Origin of the sequence: Megasphaera hexanoica (assembly GCF_043520715.1) — a bacterium.
Lineage (GTDB): Bacteria > Bacillota > Negativicutes > Veillonellales > Megasphaeraceae > Megasphaera > Megasphaera hexanoica.
Window position 1 is genome coordinate 804,656 of the sequence record NZ_CP171361.1, and the last position, 23,202, is coordinate 827,857.

General features: G+C 52.6%; 17 protein-coding genes and 3 tRNA genes. 17 read left to right on the forward strand and 3 right to left on the reverse strand.

What is annotated here, in order from left to right:
* The first annotated feature begins 1 nt into the window (after position 1).
* The 6 genes from ACGTIC_RS03745 to ACGTIC_RS03770 are packed head-to-tail and all read left to right on the forward strand — an operon-like array spanning position 2 to position 6,630.
* A complete protein-coding gene (locus ACGTIC_RS03745) occupies positions 2 to 916 on the forward strand; it encodes an ABC transporter permease (RefSeq protein WP_083501484.1) in 915 nt (304 codons plus the stop codon).
* Entirely contained in the window at positions 913 to 1,908 is a 996-nt protein-coding gene (locus ACGTIC_RS03750; protein WP_113855409.1) for an ABC transporter ATP-binding protein, read from the forward strand. The genes ACGTIC_RS03745 and ACGTIC_RS03750 overlap by 4 nt, the downstream gene beginning before the upstream one ends.
* Positions 1,895 to 2,863 carry an ABC transporter ATP-binding protein gene (locus tag ACGTIC_RS03755; protein WP_113855410.1) on the forward strand — a complete coding sequence of 323 codons (969 nt, stop codon included), beginning with the start codon at positions 1,895 to 1,897 and terminating at the stop codon, positions 2,861 to 2,863. The genes ACGTIC_RS03750 and ACGTIC_RS03755 overlap by 14 nt, the downstream gene beginning before the upstream one ends.
* The gene (locus ACGTIC_RS03760) at positions 2,863 to 4,437 is read left to right on the forward strand and encodes a peptide ABC transporter substrate-binding protein (protein WP_113855411.1); all 1,575 of its coding nucleotides are present in this window, start codon (positions 2,863 to 2,865) and stop codon (positions 4,435 to 4,437) included. Before ACGTIC_RS03755 ends, ACGTIC_RS03760 begins: the two co-directional genes overlap by 1 nt.
* A gap of 27 nt (positions 4,438 to 4,464) precedes the next feature.
* Positions 4,465 to 5,394 carry an LD-carboxypeptidase gene (locus ACGTIC_RS03765; protein WP_257536633.1) on the forward strand — a complete coding sequence of 310 codons (930 nt, stop codon included), beginning with the start codon at positions 4,465 to 4,467 and terminating at the stop codon, positions 5,392 to 5,394.
* Between the two features lie 42 nt (positions 5,395 to 5,436).
* Positions 5,437 to 6,630, forward strand: a complete 1,194-nt coding sequence (locus ACGTIC_RS03770) for an amidohydrolase (RefSeq protein WP_113855412.1) — start codon at positions 5,437 to 5,439, stop codon at positions 6,628 to 6,630.
* 109 nt (positions 6,631 to 6,739) lie between these two features.
* On the opposite strand, the gene ACGTIC_RS03775 is transcribed toward ACGTIC_RS03770, so the two are convergent.
* Positions 6,740 to 8,134, reverse strand: a complete 1,395-nt coding sequence (locus ACGTIC_RS03775) for an NCS2 family permease (protein ID WP_059076680.1) — start codon at positions 8,132 to 8,134, stop codon at positions 6,740 to 6,742.
* A 165-nt stretch (positions 8,135 to 8,299) separates the two neighbouring features.
* The gene (locus tag ACGTIC_RS03780) at positions 8,300 to 12,604 is read right to left on the reverse strand and encodes a 2-hydroxyacyl-CoA dehydratase (protein ID WP_113855413.1); all 4,305 of its coding nucleotides are present in this window, start codon (positions 12,602 to 12,604) and stop codon (positions 8,300 to 8,302) included.
* A gap of 294 nt (positions 12,605 to 12,898) precedes the next feature.
* Here ACGTIC_RS03780 and ACGTIC_RS03785 point away from each other — a divergent pair.
* From ACGTIC_RS03785 to ACGTIC_RS03795, 3 genes are all read left to right on the forward strand, one after another.
* Positions 12,899 to 12,974 (forward strand) — tRNA-His (locus ACGTIC_RS03785).
* 1 nt (position 12,975) lies between these two features.
* A tRNA-Gln gene (locus ACGTIC_RS03790) sits at positions 12,976 to 13,050 on the forward strand.
* Positions 13,051 to 13,055: 5 nt separating this feature from the next.
* Positions 13,056 to 13,131: transfer RNA gene (locus ACGTIC_RS03795), tRNA-Lys, on the forward strand.
* Between the two features lie 157 nt (positions 13,132 to 13,288).
* Here ACGTIC_RS03795 and ACGTIC_RS03800 read toward each other — a convergent pair.
* The gene (locus tag ACGTIC_RS03800) at positions 13,289 to 14,743 is read right to left on the reverse strand and encodes a sodium:proton antiporter (RefSeq protein ID WP_113855414.1); all 1,455 of its coding nucleotides are present in this window, start codon (positions 14,741 to 14,743) and stop codon (positions 13,289 to 13,291) included.
* A 291-nt stretch (positions 14,744 to 15,034) separates the two neighbouring features.
* Here ACGTIC_RS03800 and ACGTIC_RS03805 point away from each other — a divergent pair, with 291 nt between their 5' ends.
* The 8 genes from ACGTIC_RS03805 (at position 15,035) to ACGTIC_RS03840 (ending at position 23,151) form a co-directional block, all read left to right on the forward strand.
* A complete protein-coding gene (locus tag ACGTIC_RS03805) occupies positions 15,035 to 15,481 on the forward strand; it encodes a universal stress protein (protein ID WP_059076683.1) in 447 nt (148 codons plus the stop codon).
* A 215-nt stretch (positions 15,482 to 15,696) separates the two neighbouring features.
* Positions 15,697 to 17,451 (forward strand): DUF2157 domain-containing protein, encoded by a 1,755-nt coding sequence (locus tag ACGTIC_RS03810; RefSeq protein WP_075581971.1) that lies wholly within the window; start codon positions 15,697 to 15,699, stop codon positions 17,449 to 17,451.
* Positions 17,448 to 18,113 (forward strand): hypothetical protein, encoded by a 666-nt coding sequence (locus ACGTIC_RS03815; protein WP_059076685.1) that lies wholly within the window; start codon positions 17,448 to 17,450, stop codon positions 18,111 to 18,113. The genes ACGTIC_RS03810 and ACGTIC_RS03815 overlap by 4 nt, the downstream gene beginning before the upstream one ends.
* Positions 18,114 to 18,136: 23 nt before the next feature.
* Complete coding sequence (locus ACGTIC_RS03820) at positions 18,137 to 19,432, forward strand: hypothetical protein (RefSeq protein ID WP_257536634.1); 1,296 nt, start codon at positions 18,137 to 18,139, stop codon at positions 19,430 to 19,432.
* 102 nt (positions 19,433 to 19,534) lie between these two features.
* The gene (locus ACGTIC_RS03825) at positions 19,535 to 20,770 is read left to right on the forward strand and encodes an FprA family A-type flavoprotein (protein ID WP_113855416.1); all 1,236 of its coding nucleotides are present in this window, start codon (positions 19,535 to 19,537) and stop codon (positions 20,768 to 20,770) included.
* Between the two features lie 106 nt (positions 20,771 to 20,876).
* Positions 20,877 to 21,032 carry a hypothetical protein gene (locus ACGTIC_RS03830; protein WP_170087271.1) on the forward strand — a complete coding sequence of 52 codons (156 nt, stop codon included), beginning with the start codon at positions 20,877 to 20,879 and terminating at the stop codon, positions 21,030 to 21,032.
* A gap of 122 nt (positions 21,033 to 21,154) precedes the next feature.
* Entirely contained in the window at positions 21,155 to 22,411 is a 1,257-nt protein-coding gene (locus tag ACGTIC_RS03835; RefSeq protein ID WP_075581973.1) for a putative DNA modification/repair radical SAM protein, read from the forward strand.
* Positions 22,408 to 23,151, forward strand: a complete 744-nt coding sequence (locus ACGTIC_RS03840; RefSeq protein WP_075581974.1) for a TIGR03915 family putative DNA repair protein — start codon at positions 22,408 to 22,410, stop codon at positions 23,149 to 23,151. Before ACGTIC_RS03835 ends, ACGTIC_RS03840 begins: the two co-directional genes overlap by 4 nt.
* The last annotated feature ends 51 nt before the right edge of the window (positions 23,152 to 23,202 follow it).

Here is a 23,202-nt window from a genome sequence, read left to right on the forward strand (position 1 = left end):
CATGACGCCAGACGATTTTGCGCCGCTTCAGGAGGCGGATAAAGAAACGCTGTACGTGCCGCCCCAGAAGCTGCGGGAGCGGGGATGGCAGCAGATGAAACACAATAAACTGGCCTTGTGGGGACTGGGCATCGTCATTATCATGACAGTCATGGCTCTGTTCGGCCCTCTCCTGGCACCGTATTCGTACGCCGATCAGGACCTGACCATGGCCAACGCCTGGCCCGGGCCGGATCACTGGTTCGGCACCGATTCCCTGGGCCGTGATTTGTTTGTCCGCGTCCTCTACGGGGCTCGCATTTCCCTTTCCATCGGCCTTGTGGCCAGTCTGATCAATGTCTGCATCGGCGTATTGTACGGCGGTTTTGCCGCTCTTTCCGGCGGCCGGACGGACCGGATCATGATGCACATCGTCGATGTCCTTTATTCCATTCCCATGCTGCTGTACGTCATTCTCCTCATGGTCGTATTCAAGCCGGGCCTGATCAATATTTATCTGGCTCTGGGCATTGCCTACTGGCTCAATATGGCCCGTATCGTCCGAGGTCAGATCCTGAGCCTCAAACAGCAGGATTACGTCATGGCCGCCCGGTCCTGCGGGTCATCCACCTGGCAAATCCTGCGCCGCCATATGATCCCCAACTGCGTAGGGCCTATCATCGTGACGTTGACCTTGTCTATTCCCGATGCAATTTTCACTGAAGCCTTTCTGAGTTTCATCGGCCTCGGCGTCTCGGCTCCCATGGCCAGCTGGGGTGTCCTGGCTTCGGAAGGCATCAACAGTATGCGTTCTTTTCCTTTCCAGCTCCTGTTTCCGGCTCTGGCCCTGTGCCTGACCATGCTGGGTTTTATGTTTCTTGGTGACGGCCTGCGCGATGCCCTGGATCCACAGAATGATAAGGAGGGCGGACGATGAATCACCATCTTCTTTCCATAGACAATCTGTCCATCTCTTTCCGTACTTACCGGGGTGTACTGGAAGCGACCCACCAGGTTTCGCTCGTCGTCGATGCCGGTGAAACCGTCGGTATCGTCGGGGAATCGGGATGCGGGAAATCCGTTACGGCCCATGCGGTCATGAAACTGCTCCCTGGCGACAGCGCGATATATTCATCGGGCCATATCTTCTGGGACGGCAGAGATATCCGTTCATTGGACGAAAGTGCCATGAACCGTCTCCGCGGCCGCGACATGGCCATGATATTCCAGGACCCCATGACGGCCCTCAACCCGGTCCTGACCATTGGCGATCAGATAGAAGAAGGCCTGCGCCAGCATCATATGAGCCGGCAGGAAGCAAGGCAAAAGGCACTGTCCCTATTGCGCGAAGTGGGCATCACGTCGCCAGAGCGGCGGCTGTACCAATATCCGCATGAACTGTCGGGAGGGATGCGCCAGCGATGTCTCATCGCCATGGCGTTATCCTGTGAACCCCGCCTGTTGTTTGCCGATGAACCGACGACGGCTCTCGATGTGACGACGGAAGCCCAGGTATTGCAGCTCCTGAAAAAACTGCAGGCGGAACATCAGATGGCCGTCGTCCTCATTTCCCACAATCTCGGCGTCATCGCCCAGATGTGCCGGCGCGTCTATGTCATGTATGCCGGTGTCGTCGTAGAAACGGGCCGGGTAGAAGATATTTTCGATCATCCTGCTCATCCGTATACGAAAGGGCTGCTGGCGTCGCTGCCAGATCCGGCCCATAAAGATAAAGTCCTCACAGGCATTGCCGGACAGGCTCCGGATTTATTCCACATGCCGTCGGGGTGCCGGTTCTATCCGCGCTGTCCCCGGGCGATGCGCATCTGTGCCCATATGGCGCCGCCGGTCTATGAACGGGAAATAGGACACACGGCTGCCTGCTGGTTGTTCTGTCCGGAACGGGAGGTGTGTCATGGCTCTCATTGATGTCCATCATCTGACAAAAAACTTCATCGTCCGCACGGACTGGCTTGGCCGTCCCCGGAATGTACTGACGGCCGTTCACGACGTGTCGCTGGCGATTCATTCCGGCGAAACGGTCGGGCTGGTCGGAGAATCGGGATGCGGGAAATCGACCTTTGCCCGCACTGTCCTCGGCCTGTATGAGAAAACGGTGGGAACGGTCCTGTTCAAAGGGCAGGATGTGCAGCAGCCCGATGCGGCAACGGCATTTCACCGCCAGGTACAGATGATATTCCAGGATCCGTACGCTTCGCTGGACCCGCGTATGACCGTCGAAGATATCATTGCCGAACCGCTGCGCAACTATGGTATCTGTTCGTCCCGGATCCAGCTGCAGCAACGCGTGGCACAGCTGCTCGACGAAGTAGACCTTTCCCGGGAAGCGGCCCAACGCTATCCCCACGAATTTTCCGGGGGACAGCGGCAGCGCGTCGGCATTGCCCGGGCCCTGGCGCTGGAACCAGACTGTATTTTCTGTGATGAACCGATTTCAGCCCTCGACGTCTCGGTCCAGGTCCAGATTGTCAATATGCTGCAGCGGCTGCAGAAAGAACGCAACCTGGCTTACCTGTTCATTGCCCACGACCTGGCCATGGTCCATCACCTCAGCCGGCGCATCGGCGTCATGTATCTGGGGCGCCTCGTCGAGCTGGGAGACGGTGATGCCGTGTATCATACGCCGCTGCACCCCTATACACAGGCCCTGATTTCGGCCGTTCCCGTGCCGGATCCGCACTATCGCCGGCAGGTCTGTATATCCGGTGAAGTCCCCAGCCCGCTGGCACCGCCGCCGGGATGTGTGTTCCATCCCCGGTGCCCGCTGGCCGATGAACGCTGTAAGATGGAAGCCCCAGTCCTGCAGGAAATCATGCCGGGACGAATGGTGGCCTGCCATCATGCCGGGAAGGAGGTCCGGTGATGAAGAAATTATGGATACTCCTGCTGTGTCTGCTGATGCTGATTCTGGCGGGATGCGGCACCGATACAAATGACAAGGTCAGTTATGCCCTGGAAGCCGAACCGGCCAGCCTTGACCCGGCTATGACGACGGGGCTGGCCGAAGCCAACGTGCAGGCCGAGCTTTTCGAAGGCCTGACCCGGCTGGACAAGGACAATCAGCCCCAGCCAGCACTGGCAGACCGCTGGGATCTGTCAGCAGATGGAAAAACCTATATCTTTCACTTGCGGCCTGGAATCACCTGGAGCGATGGCACTCCCATCACAGCTCATGATTTCGTCTATTCCTGGATGAGGGTCATCGATCCGTCTGTAGCATCTCCCAATGCCTACATGATGTTCATCATCGACGGTGCGGAAGCGTACAATAAGAAAAAAGGAACGGCAGATGACGTAGGCATAAAGGCACTGGATGACCAGACGCTGCAGATACGGCTGAAGAATCCGACAGCGTATTTTCTCAATCTGACGGCGTTTCACTGTTATTATCCCGTCCCTGAAGCCTGTGTCCGGGCTAATCCCGATACGTGGGCGGCCAATGCTGGCGGATTTGTCGGCTGCGGCCCCTTTACCCTGGAAACATGGGTCCATTCCAGTGAAATCGTGGTGAAGAAGAATCCGGCCTACTGGGACGTGGATCATGTGCGGTCTGATTATCTCGATTTTCCCATCAGTGAATCCCAGTCTACGCGGCTGACCCTCGTCGAAAGCGGGCAGGCCAATATGATGGTAGAACCGCCGCCGGCAGAACAGCAGCGGCTGGAATCAATGGGACTCTATCAGGTAGCTCCCTATTTGGGGACTTATTATTATGTCTTTAATACACAAAAAGCCCCCTTCGATGATGTCCGCGTCCGTAAAGCCTTCGCTCTGGCGATGGAACGGGAAGGCCTGGTGAAGCATATCGTGCGGGGACGCAAAGAAGCGGCTTACGCCTGGGTACCGCCGGGAATGAAAAATCCGGCTACCGGTCAGGACTTCCGCAAAGAAGGCGGGAATCTTCAGGAAGAAAATGTGAAAAAAGCGAAAGAACTCCTGAAAGAAGCCGGCTATGATGAAGCTCATCAGCCCGACGTGACGATTCTGTTTAATACGAATGAAATGCACAAGGCCGTTGCCGAAGCCGTGCAAGCCATGTGGCAGGAAAATCTGGGTGTCCATGCGGAACTTACCAATCAGGAAGCCAAAGTATACCTGGCCTCGCGGACACAGGGAAACTATCAGGTGGCCCGGGCATCGTGGGTAGCCGATTATGCCGATCCCATGACCTTCCTCGACGTATTTGCCGACGAAGAAAATGACGCCCAGTACCATAACAAGGCCTATGCAGATTTAGTCGGCAAAGCGAAAGAAGAAAAAGACCCGGGGCGGCGTATGGAGTACATGCATCAGGCAGAGCAGATACTCTTCGACGATTGTGTGCTCATACCGATTTATTATACGACCCAGCCTTTTGTCGTACAGCCTTATGTCAAAGGCTATCACTGGAGTCCCCTGGGACTGATTGATTTAAAGGAAGCCTATATTGAAAAATAGAGAAAACGTGAGAAAGGATTGGTCTTCTTGCAGCAGTATACATTAGGCCGGGCCCTGCAGCCCGGTGACACTCTGGGAATCGTCGCCCCGTCGGCGCCGCTCGATGAAAAGCGCTTTCAGGCGGGACTGGCCTATCTTCATTCCCTGGGACTTAAGACGAAGTGCGGCCAGTCGGTGCAGGAGCGCTGGGGATATCTGGCCGGGAGCGATGACGTGCGGGCTCGGGATATCAACGGATTTTTTGCCGATTCCTCTATAGACGGGATCCTCTGCATGCGCGGCGGCTATGGGGCAGCCCGGCTGCTGCCGCTCCTGGATTATGATGCCATTGCCCGCCATCCCAAACTGTTCATCGGATTCAGTGATATCACGGCCCTCCACACGGCTCTCCTCCAGCGGTCCGGCCTGGCTACCATCCACGGAGCGATGCTCACGGGTCTCGGTGGAAAAGCCACGCGCTATACGTATGAACAGTTTGCGGCAGGACTTGCCAATCCGGCCATGACCGGCCCGGTCCGGCTGCCCCGGGGACATCACCTGGAAACCCTCGTCGAAGGCGACGCAGAGGGCATCCTTGCCGGCGGCAATATGATGCTCATTTCGTCGCTCATAGGGACACCTTATGAACTGGATGGGCAGGGACAGATCCTGTTTCTGGAAGAAATCGGGGAAGAAGCCTATGCTATCGACCGCATGCTCTGCCAGTTTGAACAGTCCGGACTCATCGACCGCATAGCAGGCCTTGCCTTCGGCGAGTTTACCCGCTGCCATCCCGTAAAGCCGGCAGCAGGCGAATGGACCGTGCGGGAAGTCATCGAACAGTACGTCCGGCGCTGGGGGAAACCGGCCATCTGGGGTCTGCCTTACGGCCACGGACGCCATAACGGCTGGCTGCCCCTGGGACGGCCGGCCCATCTCATAGCCGGAAAAGAAAAAGCACGGCTGGTGCTGGGATGAAACGAATCGGGAAGGACATTTCCAAAGAAAGAAGGACAGGATATGGATGGAAAGACGATGAAAGACATCAGCGACCGCAAGGTCGATGAGATAGAACAGTGTATCTGGAATATAGCAGACTATCTGCACAGTCATCCGGAATTGGGGACGCAGGAGGTCCTGGCTTCGGCCTATTTGCGCTGCGTGCTGACAGAGGCGGGATTTACCGTGGGCGATTGCGTGCCCGAAGCGTTCCCGACGGCTTTTGAGGCCGTCTGTGGCAGCGGCCCGGTCCATATCGGCTTTCTTGCCGAATACGATGCACTGCCCGGTATCGGCCATGGCTGCGGCCATAATCTGATTGCCGCCATGAGTGTGGGAGCGGCTATTGCCTTTGCAGCCGCAGCATCGGATGAGGCGACGATTCATGTCTATGGCTGTCCGGCAGAAGAAACGGCGGCCAGTAAGGCCTACATGAGTGCCCACCATGTCTTTGATTCTCTTACGGCGGCGCTCATCATCCATCCCGGGGAAGACAAGACGACTCTGGGAGGGACGTCTTATGCGACCCATCCGCTGGAATTCACCTTTACGGGGAAGCCGGCCCATGTGGCCGACCCGTCATACCATGGAATCAATGCCCTCGATGCCCTCGTCGATTTTTACGGTCAGTTGAAACAACTGGAACAGACCTTTACGGAACGCCATATCATTGGGGCCATCATTACCGAAGGCGGGACGGCGCCCAATATCATTCCTGACCGGGCGGTGATGCGGGCGACTATCCGGGCTCTGAAGACGGAATACCTGGAACAGACCATGCTGCCCCAGATCAAGGCTCTGGCACAGCGCGTATCCGATGCGCATGGAACGAAGCTCACTATGTATCACTATGAACCGCTGCTCATGGATATGGTCAATGATCCCCGCCTCGATGTCGATTTTGCCGACGCCTTCAGTGAACTCGGGGAAGAATTTGATATCAAAGACGATGATTTCGCCGAAGGGTCTACCGATGTGGGCAATGTGAGTTATATCACCCGGGTCAGTCAGCCCAGTCTTTGTATCGGCTATGACATATCGGCCCATACGCCGGAATTTGCCGCCGCTGCCGGTAGCCGATATGCAAAAATACAGGCACTTGTCGGAGCCAAGGCCATGGCCCGTGTGGCTATCGATGTACTGCATGAAAAACCGGTCCGGGAAAATCCGGCAGATGAACGGGAAGCGGCGTGGCGTCAGGCTTTTGGTGGATAGAACTGATATATGGGCTTGTCATACCAGACGATAGAGACAAAAAAACGGCAGCAACATGACTGTGAAAGTGCATGTTGCTGCCGTTTTTTATTAGGGGACCTATCGTTCCTTATAGCAGGATATATTTTAATACAAAGATGACGGCCAGGACGTACATGAGAGGACTGATTTTCTTTTGTCCACCGGTCAGTACGTTGACGACTACGTAGGAAATGACGCCAAATGAGATGCCTTCGGAAATGCTGTAGCAGAACGGCATGGCAATGATGGTAATGTAGGCCGGGATGGATTCGGAGAAGTCATTGAAATCGATTCCGGCTACGGAAGTGAGCATGAGGAAACCGACGATGACCAGGGCCGGTGCCGTTGCAAAGGCCGGGATGGCCATGAAAATCGGCGAGAGGAACAACGAGAGCAGGAAGAGAACAGCAACCGTCATGGCTGTAAGGCCCGTGCGTCCGCCTTCACTGACGCCGGTAGCGCTTTCGACGAAGGTCGTCGTCGTACTCGTGCCGAGGACGGCCCCGATGGTGGTGGCACAGGCATCGGCCATGAGGGCGCCTTTGATGCGGGGCAGTTTGCCGTTAGCATCGAGCATGTTGGCTTTGGACGATACACCGATGAGTGTACCCAGGGTATCGAAAATATCGACGAAGAGGAAAGCGAACATGACGACCAGAAAATCAAGGCTGAATACATTGCTGAAATCGAGCTGGCCCAGAATGGGTGTCATGCTGGCCGGGACGAACGAGGCGGCACCGGCGGAGAGATTGGGGATGACACTGAACATTTTCAGCTCCGGATTGGGTACATAGAGGCCGGCCAGTTCGCAGATGACGGCCAGAATCCACGTGCCCAGGATGCCCCAGAGAATATTGCCCCGTACTTTTTTGACCATCAGGATGCCCGTGAACAGAATCCCGATCATAGCGATGAGGACGGTGATACCGACGGTGTGGAAGGTACCGGTTGCCACAGACTGCTTAAAGGAAAACAGGGAAATCTTGGTAGCCGGGTTGGCGACGATGATCTGGGCATTGAGCAGACCGATAAGGGCGATGAACAGGCCGATACCGGCAGATACGGCTTTTTTCAGTGTCATGGGAATGGCATTGAAGATAGCTTCGCGGACGTTCGTAAGGGATAAGACGATGAATATGATGCCTTCAATAAAAACCGCGGCCAGCGCCATTTGCCAGGAATAACCCATCTGCAGGACGACCGTAAAGGCGAAGAAGGCGTTGAGGCCCATGCCGGGTGCCAGAGCGAAGGGATAGTTGGCAAAGGCAGCCATAAAGACCGTACCCAGACAGGAAGCCAGGGCCGTTGCCGTAAGGACAGCGCCCTTATCCATGCCGGTGATGCTTAAAATTGCCGGATTGACGGCCAGAATATAGGCCATGGTCATGAATGTCGTGATACCAGCCAGCATTTCTGTCCGGGCTGTCGTGCCATTAGCTGATAAATGGAATAGCCGGTCCAGAAAACCAGTTTCAGTTTGCATAGTGTATCTCCTTTCAATAAAAACATAAGGAATATAAAAACATATATTTTATTATAAATTGATTACTCTCAATGGGCAACAAAAATCTGATATATATGAGAGGAAGATGAGAAAAAGATTTTCGGGAAAAGAAAGAGACTGCCTGGAAAGACAGTCTCAATCGTGTTACTCTTTTATGGCTTCGTTTAAACGGACTCCGTTGAGAAAGGGCAGGGTCGGTTTTTCTTTGGGATCGACCGGTTCGCGGATGCTTTCAAAGGTCGTCGTAAGCATCAGCTTCAGGCGATTGGTCTGATTGACCGAGCTGGCACTGGGGTCGTAGTCGATGGCGACGATATTCGTTTCCGGAAATGCCGCTTTCAAGGTCTTGATCATGCCCTTGCCAGTCACGTGGTTGGGCAGGCAGGCCCAGGGTTGGAGGCAGACGATGTCTTTGGCGCCCCGTTTGATCAGGTCGATCATATCCCCGGTCAGGAACCATCCTTCGCCGGCTTCATGGCCGAGAGACAGGAATTTCTTTGCGTCTTCGGCAATGTCGTAAATCGACGTGATGGGGTCGAAGTGGCGGCTCCGGGCTACGGCTTCCCTGTAGGGTTTGCGGTACCATTCCAGCAGCTTCACGAAGGACTTGCTCTTGAAGTTATTCCACCAGCTGCCAGACAAGTGTTTGTAACGGAACTGGTCGTCGAGGAGACCGTAGAAGAAGAAGTCAGCCAGACCGGATACGATGATTTCCCCGCCTTCTTCTTCAATCATGCGCACAATGTGGTTGTTAGCAATGGGATGGAATTTGACGTAAATTTCCCCGACCAGTCCGATACGGGGTTTCTTTTCGTCGGTCATATCGATGTTATCGAATTCCTGTACCATGGCGCGGATATTCTTCACGAAGGTGGAGCGGTCGGCCTTTTTCAGGTCGGCCATACATTTATCCTGCCATTTTTTAAACAGGGCTTCAGCCGTACCTTTTACCTTTTCATAGGGACGGGTCCGGTACAGCACCTGCTGCAGCGTATCGCCGTAAATCATGCCCATGACCAGACGGTGCCAGAAGCCGATATGGGGCTGGAATCCCGGCTGTTTGTTCAGTCCCTTGAGGTTCAGGGACAGGATGGGGATATCGCCCAGATTGGCATCGGCCAGGGCTTTTCGTATCATGCCGATGTAGTTGGTAGCACGGCAGCAGCCTCCCGTCTGGGAAATCATGACGGATGTATGTTTCAGGTCGTATTTGCCCGATTTAAGCGCCGTAATAATCTGGCCAAGGGACATGATTGCCGGATAGCAGGCGTCGTTGTGAATATACGCCAGGCCGGTGTCGATTGCCTTCTGTCCCTGGTGATGGATCATTTCTACCCGGTATCCTTCATAATCGAAAGCCGGTTTGAATAAGGGGAAATGAATCGGCGTCATAGACGGTGCAAGGATGACATCCTTTGCCTTGTCTTCTTTGGTGAAGACGGCTTTTTCATACGTATAAGGTTCGGGTTTGTCCGAAATGGGTTTGCGGTGGTTCATGACGAACAGAAGGGACCGCAGGCGGATACGGATAGCACCGAGGTTGGAGCCTTCGTCGATTTTCAGCAGCGTATGGATTTTATGACCGTGTGCCAGAATTTCCTGCACCTGATCGGCGACGATGGCATCGAGGCCGCAGCCGAAAGAATTCAGTTCCACCAGTTCCAGGTTGGCATGCTGTTCGACGTACTGGGCCGCACGGTAGAGACGGGAGTGATAGGACCACTGATCTACAACGCGCAGGTGTCCCGGGAATTGTCCCAGCGGTGCCACTCCGTCTTCGGTGAGAACGGCAAGGCCCAGGCTGTTGATGAGTTCGGGAATGCCGTGATTGATTTCCGGATCGACGTGATAGGGGCGTCCGCAGAGGACGATAGCCCGTTCGCCTTTTTTGGCGAGCATGTCCAACGTGGCTTTGGTCATGGCATAGTATTGCTGCTTATACGCTTCTTCTTCTTTCCAGGCAGCTTCACAGGCCTCTTTGATTTCGCCTTTTTCCAGTCCCCATACGCGGAGTTCATCCTGCAGGCGCGGGACAATGCGTTTGGGGTCGTGGAGCGGCAGGAATGGGCACAGGTACCGTGTATTCGTATCGCTCAGCCGTTCGGCCATGTTATTGCGGATGACTTCCGGGTAACTCATGACCATGGGGCAGTTGAACGTATTGTCTTTGCTCCCTTCTTTGGGTCCGTTCTGGATGCAGGGATAGAAGATGCGATCAACCCCTTTTTCCAGCAGGTTTTCAATATGGCCGTGGACGAGTTTTGCCGGATAGCAGGCCGAATCGGAAGGAATTGTTTCCATGGCCTTTTCAAAGAGCTTTTTGGACGAAGGATCGGATAAAACGACGCGGTATCCCAGGTGGGTGAAGAAAGTAAACCAGAAAGGATAATCTTCGTACATATTGAGCACGCGGGGAATGCCTACGGTACCGCGGGGAGCGTTTCCGGCTTCCAGCGGCTTATAGTGGTTGAACAGGCGGTTATACTTTACTTTGTACATGTTTGGCAGAGGCTTACGCTTTTTAGCCGACGAACCGGCAGCGCCCCGTTCACAGCGGTTCCCCGTGATGAAAGACCGGCCGTCATTAAAGGTATTGACCGTGAGAAGACAATTATTGGTGCACAAACCGCAGTGGCGGATTGATGTCGTGACTTTGAGGCCATCCAGGTCTTCCCGGCTGAGGAGCATTGATGTGGCATGGTCTTCGTGATAGGCATTCTTGCAGATCAGTCCCATGCCGAAAGCGCCCATGAGGCCGGCGATAGCCGGACGGATGACGTGGCGGCCCAGAAGCTTTTCAAAGGCGCGCAGTACGGCGTCATTATAGAACGTGCCGCCCTGGACCACGATATGTTTGCCCAGTTTGGCCGGATCTTTTACTTTGATGACCTTGTACAGGGCATTTTTGATGACCGAGTAGGAAAGGCCGGCGGAGATATCGGCGAGGGTTGCCCCTTCTTTCTGGGCCTGTTTGACCTTGGAATTCATGAAGACGGTGCAGCGGGAACCCAGGTCAATCGGGCTTTTGGCAAAGAGTGCCGCTTTGGCAAATTCTTCGATGGATAAGTTCAGTGATTTGGCAAAGGTATCGAGGAAAGAGCCACAGCCCGATGAGCAGGCTTCATTGAGCAGGATATCTTCGATGTGGCCGTCCTTCAGGCGGCTGCATTTCATATCCTGTCCGCCGATATCGAGGATGAAATCGACATCAGGGCAAAAATGGGCAGCGGCCTGATAATGGGCTATCGTTTCTACTTCACCCAGGTCGATGTGCAGGGCTTCCTTCAGCAGAAATTCGCCATATCCGGTTATACCCGATTTGGCGATGAAGGCACCTTCCGGCAGGAGCCGGTAGATTTCGGCAACGATTTTCTGGGCTGCTTTCAGTGGGCTGCCTTCATTGTTCTGATAATGAGAATAGAGAATTTTATTGTCTTCACTCAGGAGGACGGCCTTGATTGTCGTGCTGCCTGCATCGAGGCCGAGATAACATGGGCCTCGGTACGATGAAAGGTCGGCTCTGGGGACCGTATGCTCGCTGTGGCGGCGGTTGAATTCGTCGAATTCTTCTTTAGACGCAAAGAGAGGTTCCACCCGGTCCGACTGTGCCAGAGACGATTCGTCTACATTTTTCAGCTGCCGCATGAGATGCATGAAGGAGAGCGGTTTTTCTTTAAAACTGCCAAGAGCCGCGCCAATGGCGACATAGACCTGGGCGTTTTCCGGCGCAACGACCTGATCGTCGCGCAGATGCAGCGTCCGGGCAAATTGCTTGCGCAGCTGGGGAAGGAAGGTAAGCGGTCCGCCCAGGAAGCAGACTGTTCCTCGGATAGGTCTGCCACAGGCAAGGCCTGTAATGGTCTGCAGGACGATGGACTGGAATACGGAAGCTGCTACATTTTCCTTGCTGGCACCATCATTGAGGAGGGCCTGTACGTCCGTTTTGGCGAAAACACCGCAGCGGGCGGCAATAGGGTACAGGGTATCCGATTTTTCTGCCAGTGCATTGAGGCCGCTGGCGTCGGTGTGCAGGAGTGTCGCCATCTGATCGATGAATGCGCCTGTCCCGCCGGCGCAATTACCATTCATACGGTGTTCGTTACCACCGGTAAGATAGGTAATTTTTGCATCTTCCCCGCCGAGTTCGATGATGACGTCTGACTGGGGATGATACGTACGTACGGCTTTGGTGCCGGCAATGACTTCCTGGATAAAGGTAATGCCAAGATAGTCTGCCAGTGCAATGCCGCCCGAACCGGTAATCGCCATGGTAATCTGCCGGTCGCCAAAAATTTCATAGGCATTTTCCAGCAGATCCCAGACCTTTTGACGGATATCCGTATAATGACGGACATAGCAGGCGTGGAGGCAGTGCTTTAATTCATCGAGTACGGCGATTTTTACGGTTGTAGAACCAATATCGATGCCGATATGTAATAAATTTTTCATAGATAAACCTCACACAATTAGTCTGTAGTAGTAACTATATCTGGAAACTTGTATAGATAGAGTCTACATTATATTTTACCATATTATAAAAAAAGAGGAAGCGTTCAAATGAAATATCGTAAAAAAATAGAAAAGAGATTCCTAATAAATAATCATTAGTCGAGGAATTTGTGGTGTGTACAGAAAAAATAGAAGAAAATGCAAAAAACATATTGACAGAACGTTCAGGAAATGATAAAATCATCTACGTTATCGGCACTCGATACTGTGTGCAAGATAATTGAAATACATATGGCGGGTATGGTGAAGCGGTTAACACGGCGGATTGTGGCTCCGTTATGCTAGGGTTCGAATCCCTATACTCGCCCCATAGGGGTATAGCCAAGTGGTAAGGCACCGGACTTTGACTCCGCTATGCGCTGGTTCGAATCCAGCTACCCCTGCCAGCCATGATCCACTAGCTCAGTTGGCAGAGCACCTGACTTTTAATCAGGGTGTCCCGAGTTCGAATCTCGGGTGGATCACCAAATAGGAACTGTCGCGTATGCGGCAGTTTTTTTATTTATAAGATGGGAAGATGGCTATTGGTTCAATACTGTCGTCCGGGAGTGAGACATAGCAAAAAAGCGTGCTGCACGATAATTCTCTTATCGCGCAGCGCGCTTTTTTAGTCATGCCTGTTTCTTAAATGAAAAGCAGGAAGAATACGAAGGTGTCGATGATAAACACCGGAATCAGGATGGAGTTGGACCAGGCCATGTAACCGAAGAAGCTGGGCATCTTGATGTTGTTTTCTTCAGCAATCGCCTTGACCATGAAGTTAGGAGCGTTTCCGATATACGTATTGGCGCCCATGAATACGGCACCAGCCGAAATGGCTTCCAGCATGATCTGGCTGACCGTACCGACGGCTGTCTGAATACCTGTTGCAGCGCCGAGAGCACCGGCTGTCTGCAGGAATACAAGGTATGTCGGCGTGTTATCCAGGAACGACGAGAGGAAGCCCGTAGCCCAGAACATCTGCCAGGGCTGGTTGATACCCAGTTCGGCACCGTGTGTCTTGAGCAGCATCAGTGCCGGAATCATGGTGATAAAGATACCGATGAACAGGACGGCAACTTCGATAATCGGGCCGTTAGTGAATTCGTTGAGTTCACGGGTATGTTCTTTCGTAGTCTTAAGGGAGAGAAAAGCCGCGATGAGGATAATGATGACTTCCGCCAGTGTAGCAAAGGGGAAGACGATTTCATCGTAGACATGGATACCGGCGCCGTGGGCGAAGGCAGGAATCATTTCCGGAAGCAGGCCGTTAGCCAGTACGCCGACGATGATCATGGCGATGAAAATCAGGTTGTGGCCCCCTTCGATGCGGATCGGTTCTTTATGACCTTCTTTCTGCATGTCCATAGGGGAACGGCCGGCAGCGATTTCTTTCTTGTAGTAATGATGGTCGATGAGGCAGAATACGGTAAAGAGAAGAATCAGGTTGAACACCAGGATGGGCAGCAGGTGGAACGTCCAGGTAAAGGGAACGCCGCGCTGGAAACCCATGAACAGTGGCGGATCGCCAAGGGGTGTGAGACAGCCGCCCATATTGGCGACGAGGAAGATGAAGAAGACCATCATGTGGACTTTCTTCTGGCGCCAGGCATTGGCCCGGATGAGAGGACGGATCATCAGCATGGCAGCTCCGGTCGTCCCAATCCAGCTGGCAAGTGCCGTGCCGATGAGCAGCAGCAGAGCATTGATTTTTGTCGTGCCGGCCAGAGTACCTTTAATGACGATGCCACCAGCGGCGACAAAGAGACCGTAGAGCAGAACGATGAATGGGATGTAGTCCAGCAGTACCGATTCGAGGAGACGGAAGGCCCCTTCACCGGCACCGTAGGCTGCGGAAAAGGGAATGAGGAAGATGAGAGACCAGCCGAGAGAGACCCACTTCATATTCTTTTCCCACCATTCACCTTTAAAAAGAGGGATGATAGCAATAGACAGGAGCATGCCGACGAAGGGGATGATGCTCCAAACGGGCAGTGAATTGTTCACTAATTCATGGGCTGCCTCGTTAGCGAATACCGGTGGTGCGCTGAGTGTGAGCAAAGCCAGTGAGCCAGACAGTATCCTGCACAGTTTGTTCATGTAAATCACCTTTCTTGTTAAAATTTTTAATAAACTTAATTTTATTATAGCACAAATCAATGTCTCGTGGCTATGCATAAATAGCTATGAAATGTGTACATTCCAGACTATACCTGAAACCAGGATAAGATTATATAGAATTATATATGCGCATAATCGTATAAAACGATGGACTGGCAATAGGAGAGATTTTTTTAAAATTTTCAATAAGTTTTGCAGGAATTTGATAGATAATAGCGAATACATATAATAGGAAAGGTCAGTACGATGGTGAGACGAGGAGGGATTTATATGAAAGCTTACAAAAATATCATTGTCCCAACCGATGGTTCTGTGAACTCCAAACGCGCATTAGAACATGCTATAGTTCTTGCTTCTTCTTTGGGTGCGTCCATTACGTTGGTGTACGTGGCTAATATCGTATCCGTCATTTCTAATTTTGATCAGATTCCCAATGCCAGCGGTTATGTGACTGAACAGGTCGCCCTCGATATGGAAGAAGAAGGCAAAGGCGTCCTCGACGATTTTGCTAAGGAAGTACCGGAAGGCATCGACGTGAAAACGGTCTTTGAAGTCGGCTCGCCCGGACCAGCCGTCTTATCAGTTGCTAAAAAGTATAAAGCCGATCTGATCGTCATGGGAAGCCGTGGCCTGGGACCGCTGAAAGGGTTGTTCATGGGTTCGGTCAGTAGTTATGTCGTAACTCATTCCGGATGCCCTGTTCTCATAGTTAAATGAATGCAGGTGGCAGGTTACCTGTGCCGGTTTGTGACGGAAGGCAGGATTCCTGTACCGATGCCAGGTAGAGACGAGAAAGAGACTTTGTTCTGTAAAATAAGGACAGAGTCTCTTTTTTTATAGGGAATTTGTAGTTTTTGTGATATACTGATATCGATATAAGCTGATGGTACGCTTAGAATGAATACATACTCTGCCTGGGGGACACATATAATATGGAACACATGGACACAAAATGGCTGGAACAGCAGATCCGGGAATGGGAATCCAGAGGATGGGTTTCCCGTGAAGGGGCTGTCCAGATACGTCATATACTGGAAACGAAAACGGCAGGCATTCCCCTGCCATTGCTGATTGTAGTAACGGCGCTGGGCCTTACTATTGCCGGTATGGCACTGATATGGGGACTGTCTGGTTTTTGGTACCAGACGAGTTTTGCCGTGCGCATCGGACTGGCGGCAGGACTGCTGCTTTTTTCACAAATCGCCGTTGGTGCCGGGATGCTCCGCAGTCGGCAGGGAACCTGGGGCGGTGAAGTGATTGCTGTCACTCATGTCCTTATACTGGGCGTTTCTCTGGCGATAGCTTTGCAGACCTATTATGTGGGCTGGGATACGCCTTCCTATCTTGCTGGATGGGTACTGCTGTCACTGCCAGGTATCTATCTCCTTCGTTCCGCCGGGGCAGTGATTCTCTATGCTCTGGGGGTACTGCTCTGGGCAGCCAGCGGAGGTCCGGTCAATGCGCCGGGAGGAGCAGCTTTTATGTGGATTCTGCTCGTACTGCTGGTGCCGTTTTATGGCCTGCTGCAACGCCACAATGATGAAATCCGTCTGTCCGTATATTCCTGGACCCTTACGATTACGGTGTTCGCGGCATTCGGACTGGCTGCACTCGATTCAGAATATATCCCGTTCCTGCTGCTGGCTACCCTGGCGGCGGCGATTATGCTGGCAGGGTATTCCATTGACATCCGCAAAGCCTGGGGCGTGCCGTTCCGCTGGTTTGGCCGCTGTGCCGCTGCAGGATCGCTGCTCATTTCATCCCTGCCGTCATCGTGGTATGGGATTGCCCGCATCCAGGGATTTCACTGGACGACGATTACTGTTACGGTTATATTATTCCTGTCTATTCTGGCGCTGCTCCTGAAAGGTGTCAAAAAACGTTTCTGGGGTCCCGTGCTGTATGCGGGTATCCCGGTCATCATCGCAGCAGAAACTATGCTGGTACGGAGCGGCCTTTACTCTTCCGTACCGCTTATCGTTTCCTCTATCTATCTGATTCTCATTGGATTTTATGAAATGGTCCAGGGAATCCAGAGCGGTCATACCAAGCATACGAAGTTTGGCATTTGCGCCCTTCTTTGTCTGGTGGCAGCCTTCTTCTGGAGCGGCAGCGTTTCCCCGCTGGTACCGGTTGTGGCAATTATCATCCTGGCACTGGTGCTGATACAGATACGCCGCACATCAGACAGCCGCCGTGATGCGGCAGAACGGGCGCGGCACCGGACAGATCTGCGCCATAATGTAACGACGGTACGTGCAAACCGCAAAGCCCGCAGCCGCCGTAAAAAACAGCCGGCCTCTATCAGAAAAGCTGGATCTCCTGATGTTCCAGCCGGACAGCCGGCAGAAACGGATGATATGGCTGATGTGGCAGAAGAGATGCCGGAATGGATGAAATCGATTCACATGCCGGAACTAAAAGAAGAACCGGAACCGCCCGTTCCCCCGGCACAAACGGTTACGCCGAGAGAACCGGAACTATCCCGGTTTACGCCGCCCGTATTTCATAATCCTGATGACATCCCACTGCCTCCGTCCGTACCGGCAAAAGAAAAAGCACAGGCGCCGGCTGCCCGGCCGGCACAGCATCACGGTTCGCCCTGGGGCAGTGCTGCGCCTAAACCGGAAAGGGAAAAACACTTTACCCATTCTCCCTGGTCATCAGAAGGAGGCGATAGAAAATGAAATTACCAGATATGACTCTTCCTTCTGACAGCCGGATTAAATGGTTCGTCCTCATCGTGGTTTCTATCGTCCAGCTGGCTGCCCTGGGGTATATTGGCTGGCGCTGGCATAACATCACGGTCGATGGCATCCCTTACCAGTGGCAGTGCGTGCCCCGTCTGGAAGTGTCCAGCTTTGGCACCGATTATATACGCGTTGTCTTTCCCGAAGACACGGCTCCCTGGATGGATGTAACAGAACCAGAAGAACATCAGACTATATACGTACATATTGCCCGTGACGATAAAGGCATGATGGAAATCAAAGGCGCATCGGCTTCTAAGCCGCTCATCGGAGGCGACTACATGGAAGCGAAAGTCGTTTCATATCATGATGGCAATGTACAGTTCCAGGTAGGCTTTAACCGCTATCGCATAGCTCCGGATAAAGCCGATGGCATTTATGACATTGCTTCTGGTGACAGTGTCATAGCCAGCATCCGCATGAAAAAAGGTCTGGGCGTCATTGAAGGTATTTATGTCAATGGCATTCCCCTGGAAGCATCCAGCAACGGCGCCGCTATGGAGGCAGCCCGGTCAGAACGGCAGGGTGGTGGAGAAACAAGGTCCTCCGGCCGGTCCCGTATCGTAGAATCGGGAATGGTACCGCCCAAGGAAGAATAATGCATGTAGAAAGAGAGGACTTTATGAAAACCTACCTAAAACTGGGATTGACCGTACTGCTTATAGCAGCCTTTTGTCTGCTCTCCGGCTTCCGGGCCCAGACGATCATCCACGACGATGGCAGTGAGACACAGGATGTGCTGAAAGTTTCAGAATCGGCGTCTGGTCAGAAGAAACTCCGGGCTGATGCGGATGAATTTCAGAAGCGGAATTATACGATCATGGATTATGACAACGACAATGGCAAGGGATTCCGGGCTATGAAGACCATTACCAAAGATGGTGCCAACCGCAGCTCCGTTGACCGCGTCGTGCATAAGACCCATGACGGATTCTTTTGTTCGACCTATTATATTGATTATAATTTTACTGCTGACAGCATTAAAGAATTGCGACTGGGAATGCCCATTGAAGAAAATGGGGCGGACCTGGAATATATTGTCTCTTTTCCATCGGGAACGAATGTAAAGAGCAATGCGTCCAAAGCCGACGACCAGGGCAGTACATATATGTGGAGCCTGAATAATTCGTCTCCGTCTAAAATCAGCCTTCAGGCGACGGTATGGCATAAATTGGCGATTTATGTCGCCCTTTTTGCGATTGCAGCCATTCTGCTTTTTGTCATTATCATGGAAATACGCCGCCGGAATACGATCAGCTGGAAGCGGGCTGCCCACATGCGCCGTGTCGAAATCCTGGCATTGCTGCTTCCCCTGATTATATTCGGCTATATGGGATATGAATATTATACAGGCACTCATATCACGTCAGATGCCTTGGCGAAAGTGTCGCAACAGAAACAGGAAGAACTGCTGGAAAGCCGGGAAGAAGATAAAAAACTCCACGATGCAGATACAAAAAAACAGCGCAGCGATGAGCTGTCTATGAGTAAAATCCGCAGCAAGACGTTGGAACTTTCCAGTGCTCTCCGTGATCTGAACCGCAATTATCAGTCCGGACGCATCAGCCGCAGCGGGGCCCGGTCGGAGGCCGCCAGCGTCGCGTCCCAGGTACAGGAACTGCTCGACAGCAGCAAGGGCCTGTCCCAGGCTGACCGGGATGAATTGCTGCATCTTATTGAAGAAGCGGAATCCCTGGCCAGTGAACAGTCTTCTTCCAGTCAGGAGGAAGTCCGTTCAGCTGTTTCAGACGAACAGCGGCGGGCCGATGCTATTGCATCGGATACGACCGCAGCGGTATCCGGACCGGACAGCCGTGAAGCCGATACCGTCCGTGGCGACAGCGCTTCGTCTAAAACGGACCGTACAGCCGACAATAATAAGAGTAAAGCGGCAGAAAAAGCAAAATCAGACAAGTAAATCGATAGATTTTCCGTATTGATATTTATTACTGCCTGCAAACATGATATGATACAGGTAGATGAAAATTCTCTTTATATTTTAAAGGAGGTAACGATACTTATGCAGATTACAGAAGAAATCAAAAATGGCATCTATTGGATGGGATGCAATGATTTCCGGACCGAATTATTTGAACGGATTTTCCCGATTCCCGAAGGCGTTACCTACAACTCCTATTTCATTGATGACGCAAAGACCTGTGTCATCGACGCCATGGACAAAGGATGCCGTGATGAATTCCTGGAAGATGTAGAATATCTGCTTCATGGCCGCAAGCTCGATTATTTCGTCCTGCAGCATATGGAACCAGACCATGCCAGCTCGGCCGTCGCCCTGTTGGAAAAATACCCTGATGCCAAGATCGTAGGCCAGCCCCAGACGTTCAAGCTGTTTGAACAATTTTTCCGCAAACCGATGCCGGACCGTTATGTCGCAGTCAAAGAAGGCGACCAGCTGGCGCTCGGCAAACATACACTCCAGTTCGTCAAGGCACCGATGGTTCACTGGCCGGAAGTTATCATGAGTTATGACCTGACGGACCATGTCCTCTTCAGTGCCGATGCTTTTGGCATGTTCGGTACATTGGGCAATGTTTATGCCGACCAGGTCGATTTTGAAGAAAATTATCTCGATTCTGCCCGCCGCTATTATGTCAATATAGTCGGCAAGTTTGGCCCCCAGGTCGTCAATGTCCTCAAAAAAGCATCGGGCCTTCCCATCGATTATATCTGCCCGCTCCACGGTGTCGTATTCCGTACGCCGGCAACCATCAAATACATTATTGAAAAATACCTTCACTGGGCAAAATATGTGCCGGAAAAGAAAGGTGTCGTCATTGCTTTTTCGTCCATTTACGGCAATACAGAACGGGTTGCCTGCGCACTGGCCCATAAGCTGAGCCAGCGGGGAATCCAGGATGTCCGCCTCTATGATGTGGCTAAGATTCATTCATCCTACATCACGGCGAAGGCCTGGGAATACAGCCATCTCGTACTGGCTGCTCCGACGTACAACCTCAATCTGTTCCTGCCTATGGAAAACTTCCTCCACGATCTGAAGACACTCATGTATCAAAAGCGTACTGTTGGCGTCATTGCCTGCCACAGCTGGGCATCGGCTGCCTATAAGACGATGGTCGATTACGTAGAAAACCAGTTCAAGTGCTGCGAACTGCTGGAACCGACGATGGACATCAAATCGTCTCTGAAAGACGATCAGGAATGCGAACTCGATGATCTGGCAGATAAACTCGTCGAAAGCATCAATGAATATCCGGATCCGAAAACACTGATTTAACGGGTGTGATGAAAACGGGACTGCCACAGTAGGACGGTCCCGTTTTTTCTCCGGTTGTGCAAAAGGAACGATGATATATTGTTAGAAAGCACAGGAGGTGAGTTCTATGATTATTCGTGACAATACGGCTAAAAGCGGTGATCCTCATGAACAGGAAAAAGCCCGCAATAACGGGGAAGAACTGAAAATAGACCTGGGCCGGGACCTGACAGAAGATGAACAAAAGATTTTTGAAAAGCTGCGGGAAGGCCTGCATATGTAATGGCGGCGGCAAAGAGGATGTCTCAAAGGGCAGCCTCTTTTTTTTAAGCAATGAAAGAACGTATGTTTGAAAGACAGCAGCGGATGTGCTATGATAGGGGAAGAAAAAAGGGGGGAGTCGGTATGGATTGGGACGGAATCCAGGAAAAATTGCAAATTCTGAGTGATGCAGCCAAATACGACGTTTCCTGTTCATCCAGCGGCAGTCGCAGAGCCAATCAGAAGGGCGGCATCGGCAATGCCGCCTGCTCCGGTATTTGTCATACCTGGTCCAGTGATGGCCGCTGTGTATCCCTGCTGAAAATACTCATGACGAATTATTGTATCTATGACTGTGCCTATTGTGTCAACCGCTGCAGCCGGGAGACGAAGCGGGCTATGCTGACACCGGAAGAAATTGCCGATATTACGATACAGTTTTACCGGCGCAATTATATAGAAGGGTTATTCCTGAGTTCCGGTGTCTACCAGAGTCCCGATACGACGACGGAGCTTCTCATCCGTACGGCGCGGCTGCTCCGCGATGTCTATCATTTTAACGGATACATCCATATGAAAGGCATACCCGGGACGGATGAACGACTGATCCGGGAACTGGGACAGTATGTGGACCGGCTCAGCGTCAATATAGAACTGCCCTCATCGGCAGGCCTCCGGCTTTTGGCGCCGCAAAAAACGAAGCAGAGTATCCTCCTGCCCATGCGTGCTGTCCGTGCAGGCATTGCCGAACGGCAAGAGGAACGGAAAAAGAGCCGCAAAGTACCTGCTTTCGTACCGGCCGGGCAGACGACGCAGCTCATCATCGGAGCGACGCCGGACAGTGACCGCACGATTTTGCGTCTTAGCGAATCATTGTATCGCCATGTGAGCCTGAAACGCGTTTATTATTCAGCCTATGTGCCCATGCTCCATGGGCCAGGACTGCCGGAACTGAGGACGCCGCCGCTCCTGCGGGAACACCGTCTTTATCAGGCGGACTGGCTGCTGCGTTTTTATCAGTTTACGGCCGATGAAATACTGAGTGACGATATGCCTGATTTTGATCTTCACCTCGACCCGAAAGCCTGCTGGGCCCTGCGGCATCCGGAAGTCTTTCCCATTGAAATCAACCGCGCTTCCTATCACATGCTGCTCCGCGTGCCGGGCATTGGCGTACAGTCGGCACGGCGCATCTGCGCGGCCCGCAGGCAGGCCTGGCTTTCCTATGACAGTCTGCGGCGCCTGGGGATTGTCCTCAAACGGGCAAAATATTTCATCACCTGCCGGGGACGGTACTATGGCGGTCATACAGGGCAGGGGGAAATCCGGCGGCATCTCCTGCAGGATGAGGGGCGGTCCCGCTACGAAGAAGTCGATTTGTTTTCGGGAGGCACCATATGAATTACGAATATGACGGGACGTTTTTCGGCTTTTTGTCGGCTGTATTTGACGCCTGGCATGATGGCATAGAAAAGACAGAAAATATCCGCACCCAGGGGGAGCTATCGCTGTTTGATCAACCGCGGTTTGTGCCTTCTGATCCCGGCAAAGCCCGGCGGATCCTGGAAGCACTCCGTAAGCAGTGTGGCGGCAGGGCCAGTCATTTCCTGTACTATGCCTTCATGGCAGAACTGCCCGGGAGGGAAGAGGCGCTCCTCCTGTACCTGAGGCTGGCCTTTCATTATAAAAAAGAATTTCTCCATCATCTCAGCGATGAACCGGTCTGGGCAGTACGTCAGATGGCCCGCAGGACGGGCAATGAGCGCCACAAGTTACTGGGGCTGCTGCGCTTCCGTGAATTGTCCGATGGTATGCTCTATGCCCGGCTGGCACCTTCCTGTGCTGTCGTACCCCTTATGGCACCGCACTTTGTTTCCCGTTTTCCCGGAGAACGGTGGGTCATCCACGATATACGCCGGCACATGGGTGTCCTCTATGAGAATCACACCCTTTCCCTGATTGAAATCCCAAGGACGTTGCAGGAATTATCTCTTTCCCGGGACGAGCAGGGATTCAATCATCTCTGGCAGGCGTATTATAAGACTATTGCTATAAAAGAACGGCGCAATGATACGGTGCGGCGCAGCTTTATGCCGGAAAAATACTGGCCCTGGCTCATAGAGGATGCGAAACATTCATGATTTGTTATTTCCTTTTTCCCCTGCTTGTTATATAATAGTAACATTGAAATA

Coding starts and splice junctions, on each gene's coding strand:
- ACGTIC_RS03830 (WP_170087271.1), top strand. CDS start 20,877: ATGATTATTCGTGACAATACGGCTAAAAGCGGTGATCCTCATGAACAG.
- ACGTIC_RS03775 (WP_059076680.1), bottom strand. CDS start 8,134: ATGCAAACTGAAACTGGTTTTCTGGACCGGCTATTCCATTTATCAGCT.
- ACGTIC_RS03810 (WP_075581971.1), top strand. CDS start 15,697: ATGGAACACATGGACACAAAATGGCTGGAACAGCAGATCCGGGAATGG.
- ACGTIC_RS03750 (WP_113855409.1), top strand. CDS start 913: ATGAATCACCATCTTCTTTCCATAGACAATCTGTCCATCTCTTTCCGT.
- ACGTIC_RS03805 (WP_059076683.1), top strand. CDS start 15,035: ATGAAAGCTTACAAAAATATCATTGTCCCAACCGATGGTTCTGTGAAC.
- ACGTIC_RS03800 (WP_113855414.1), bottom strand. CDS start 14,743: ATGAACAAACTGTGCAGGATACTGTCTGGCTCACTGGCTTTGCTCACA.
- ACGTIC_RS03755 (WP_113855410.1), top strand. CDS start 1,895: ATGGCTCTCATTGATGTCCATCATCTGACAAAAAACTTCATCGTCCGC.
- ACGTIC_RS03835 (WP_075581973.1), top strand. CDS start 21,155: ATGGATTGGGACGGAATCCAGGAAAAATTGCAAATTCTGAGTGATGCA.
- ACGTIC_RS03745 (WP_083501484.1), top strand. CDS start 2: ATGACGCCAGACGATTTTGCGCCGCTTCAGGAGGCGGATAAAGAAACG.
- ACGTIC_RS03820 (WP_257536634.1), top strand. CDS start 18,137: ATGAAAACCTACCTAAAACTGGGATTGACCGTACTGCTTATAGCAGCC.
- ACGTIC_RS03760 (WP_113855411.1), top strand. CDS start 2,863: ATGAAGAAATTATGGATACTCCTGCTGTGTCTGCTGATGCTGATTCTG.
- ACGTIC_RS03840 (WP_075581974.1), top strand. CDS start 22,408: ATGAATTACGAATATGACGGGACGTTTTTCGGCTTTTTGTCGGCTGTA.
- ACGTIC_RS03770 (WP_113855412.1), top strand. CDS start 5,437: ATGGATGGAAAGACGATGAAAGACATCAGCGACCGCAAGGTCGATGAG.
- ACGTIC_RS03780 (WP_113855413.1), bottom strand. CDS start 12,604: ATGAAAAATTTATTACATATCGGCATCGATATTGGTTCTACAACCGTA.
- ACGTIC_RS03825 (WP_113855416.1), top strand. CDS start 19,535: ATGCAGATTACAGAAGAAATCAAAAATGGCATCTATTGGATGGGATGC.
- ACGTIC_RS03815 (WP_059076685.1), top strand. CDS start 17,448: ATGAAATTACCAGATATGACTCTTCCTTCTGACAGCCGGATTAAATGG.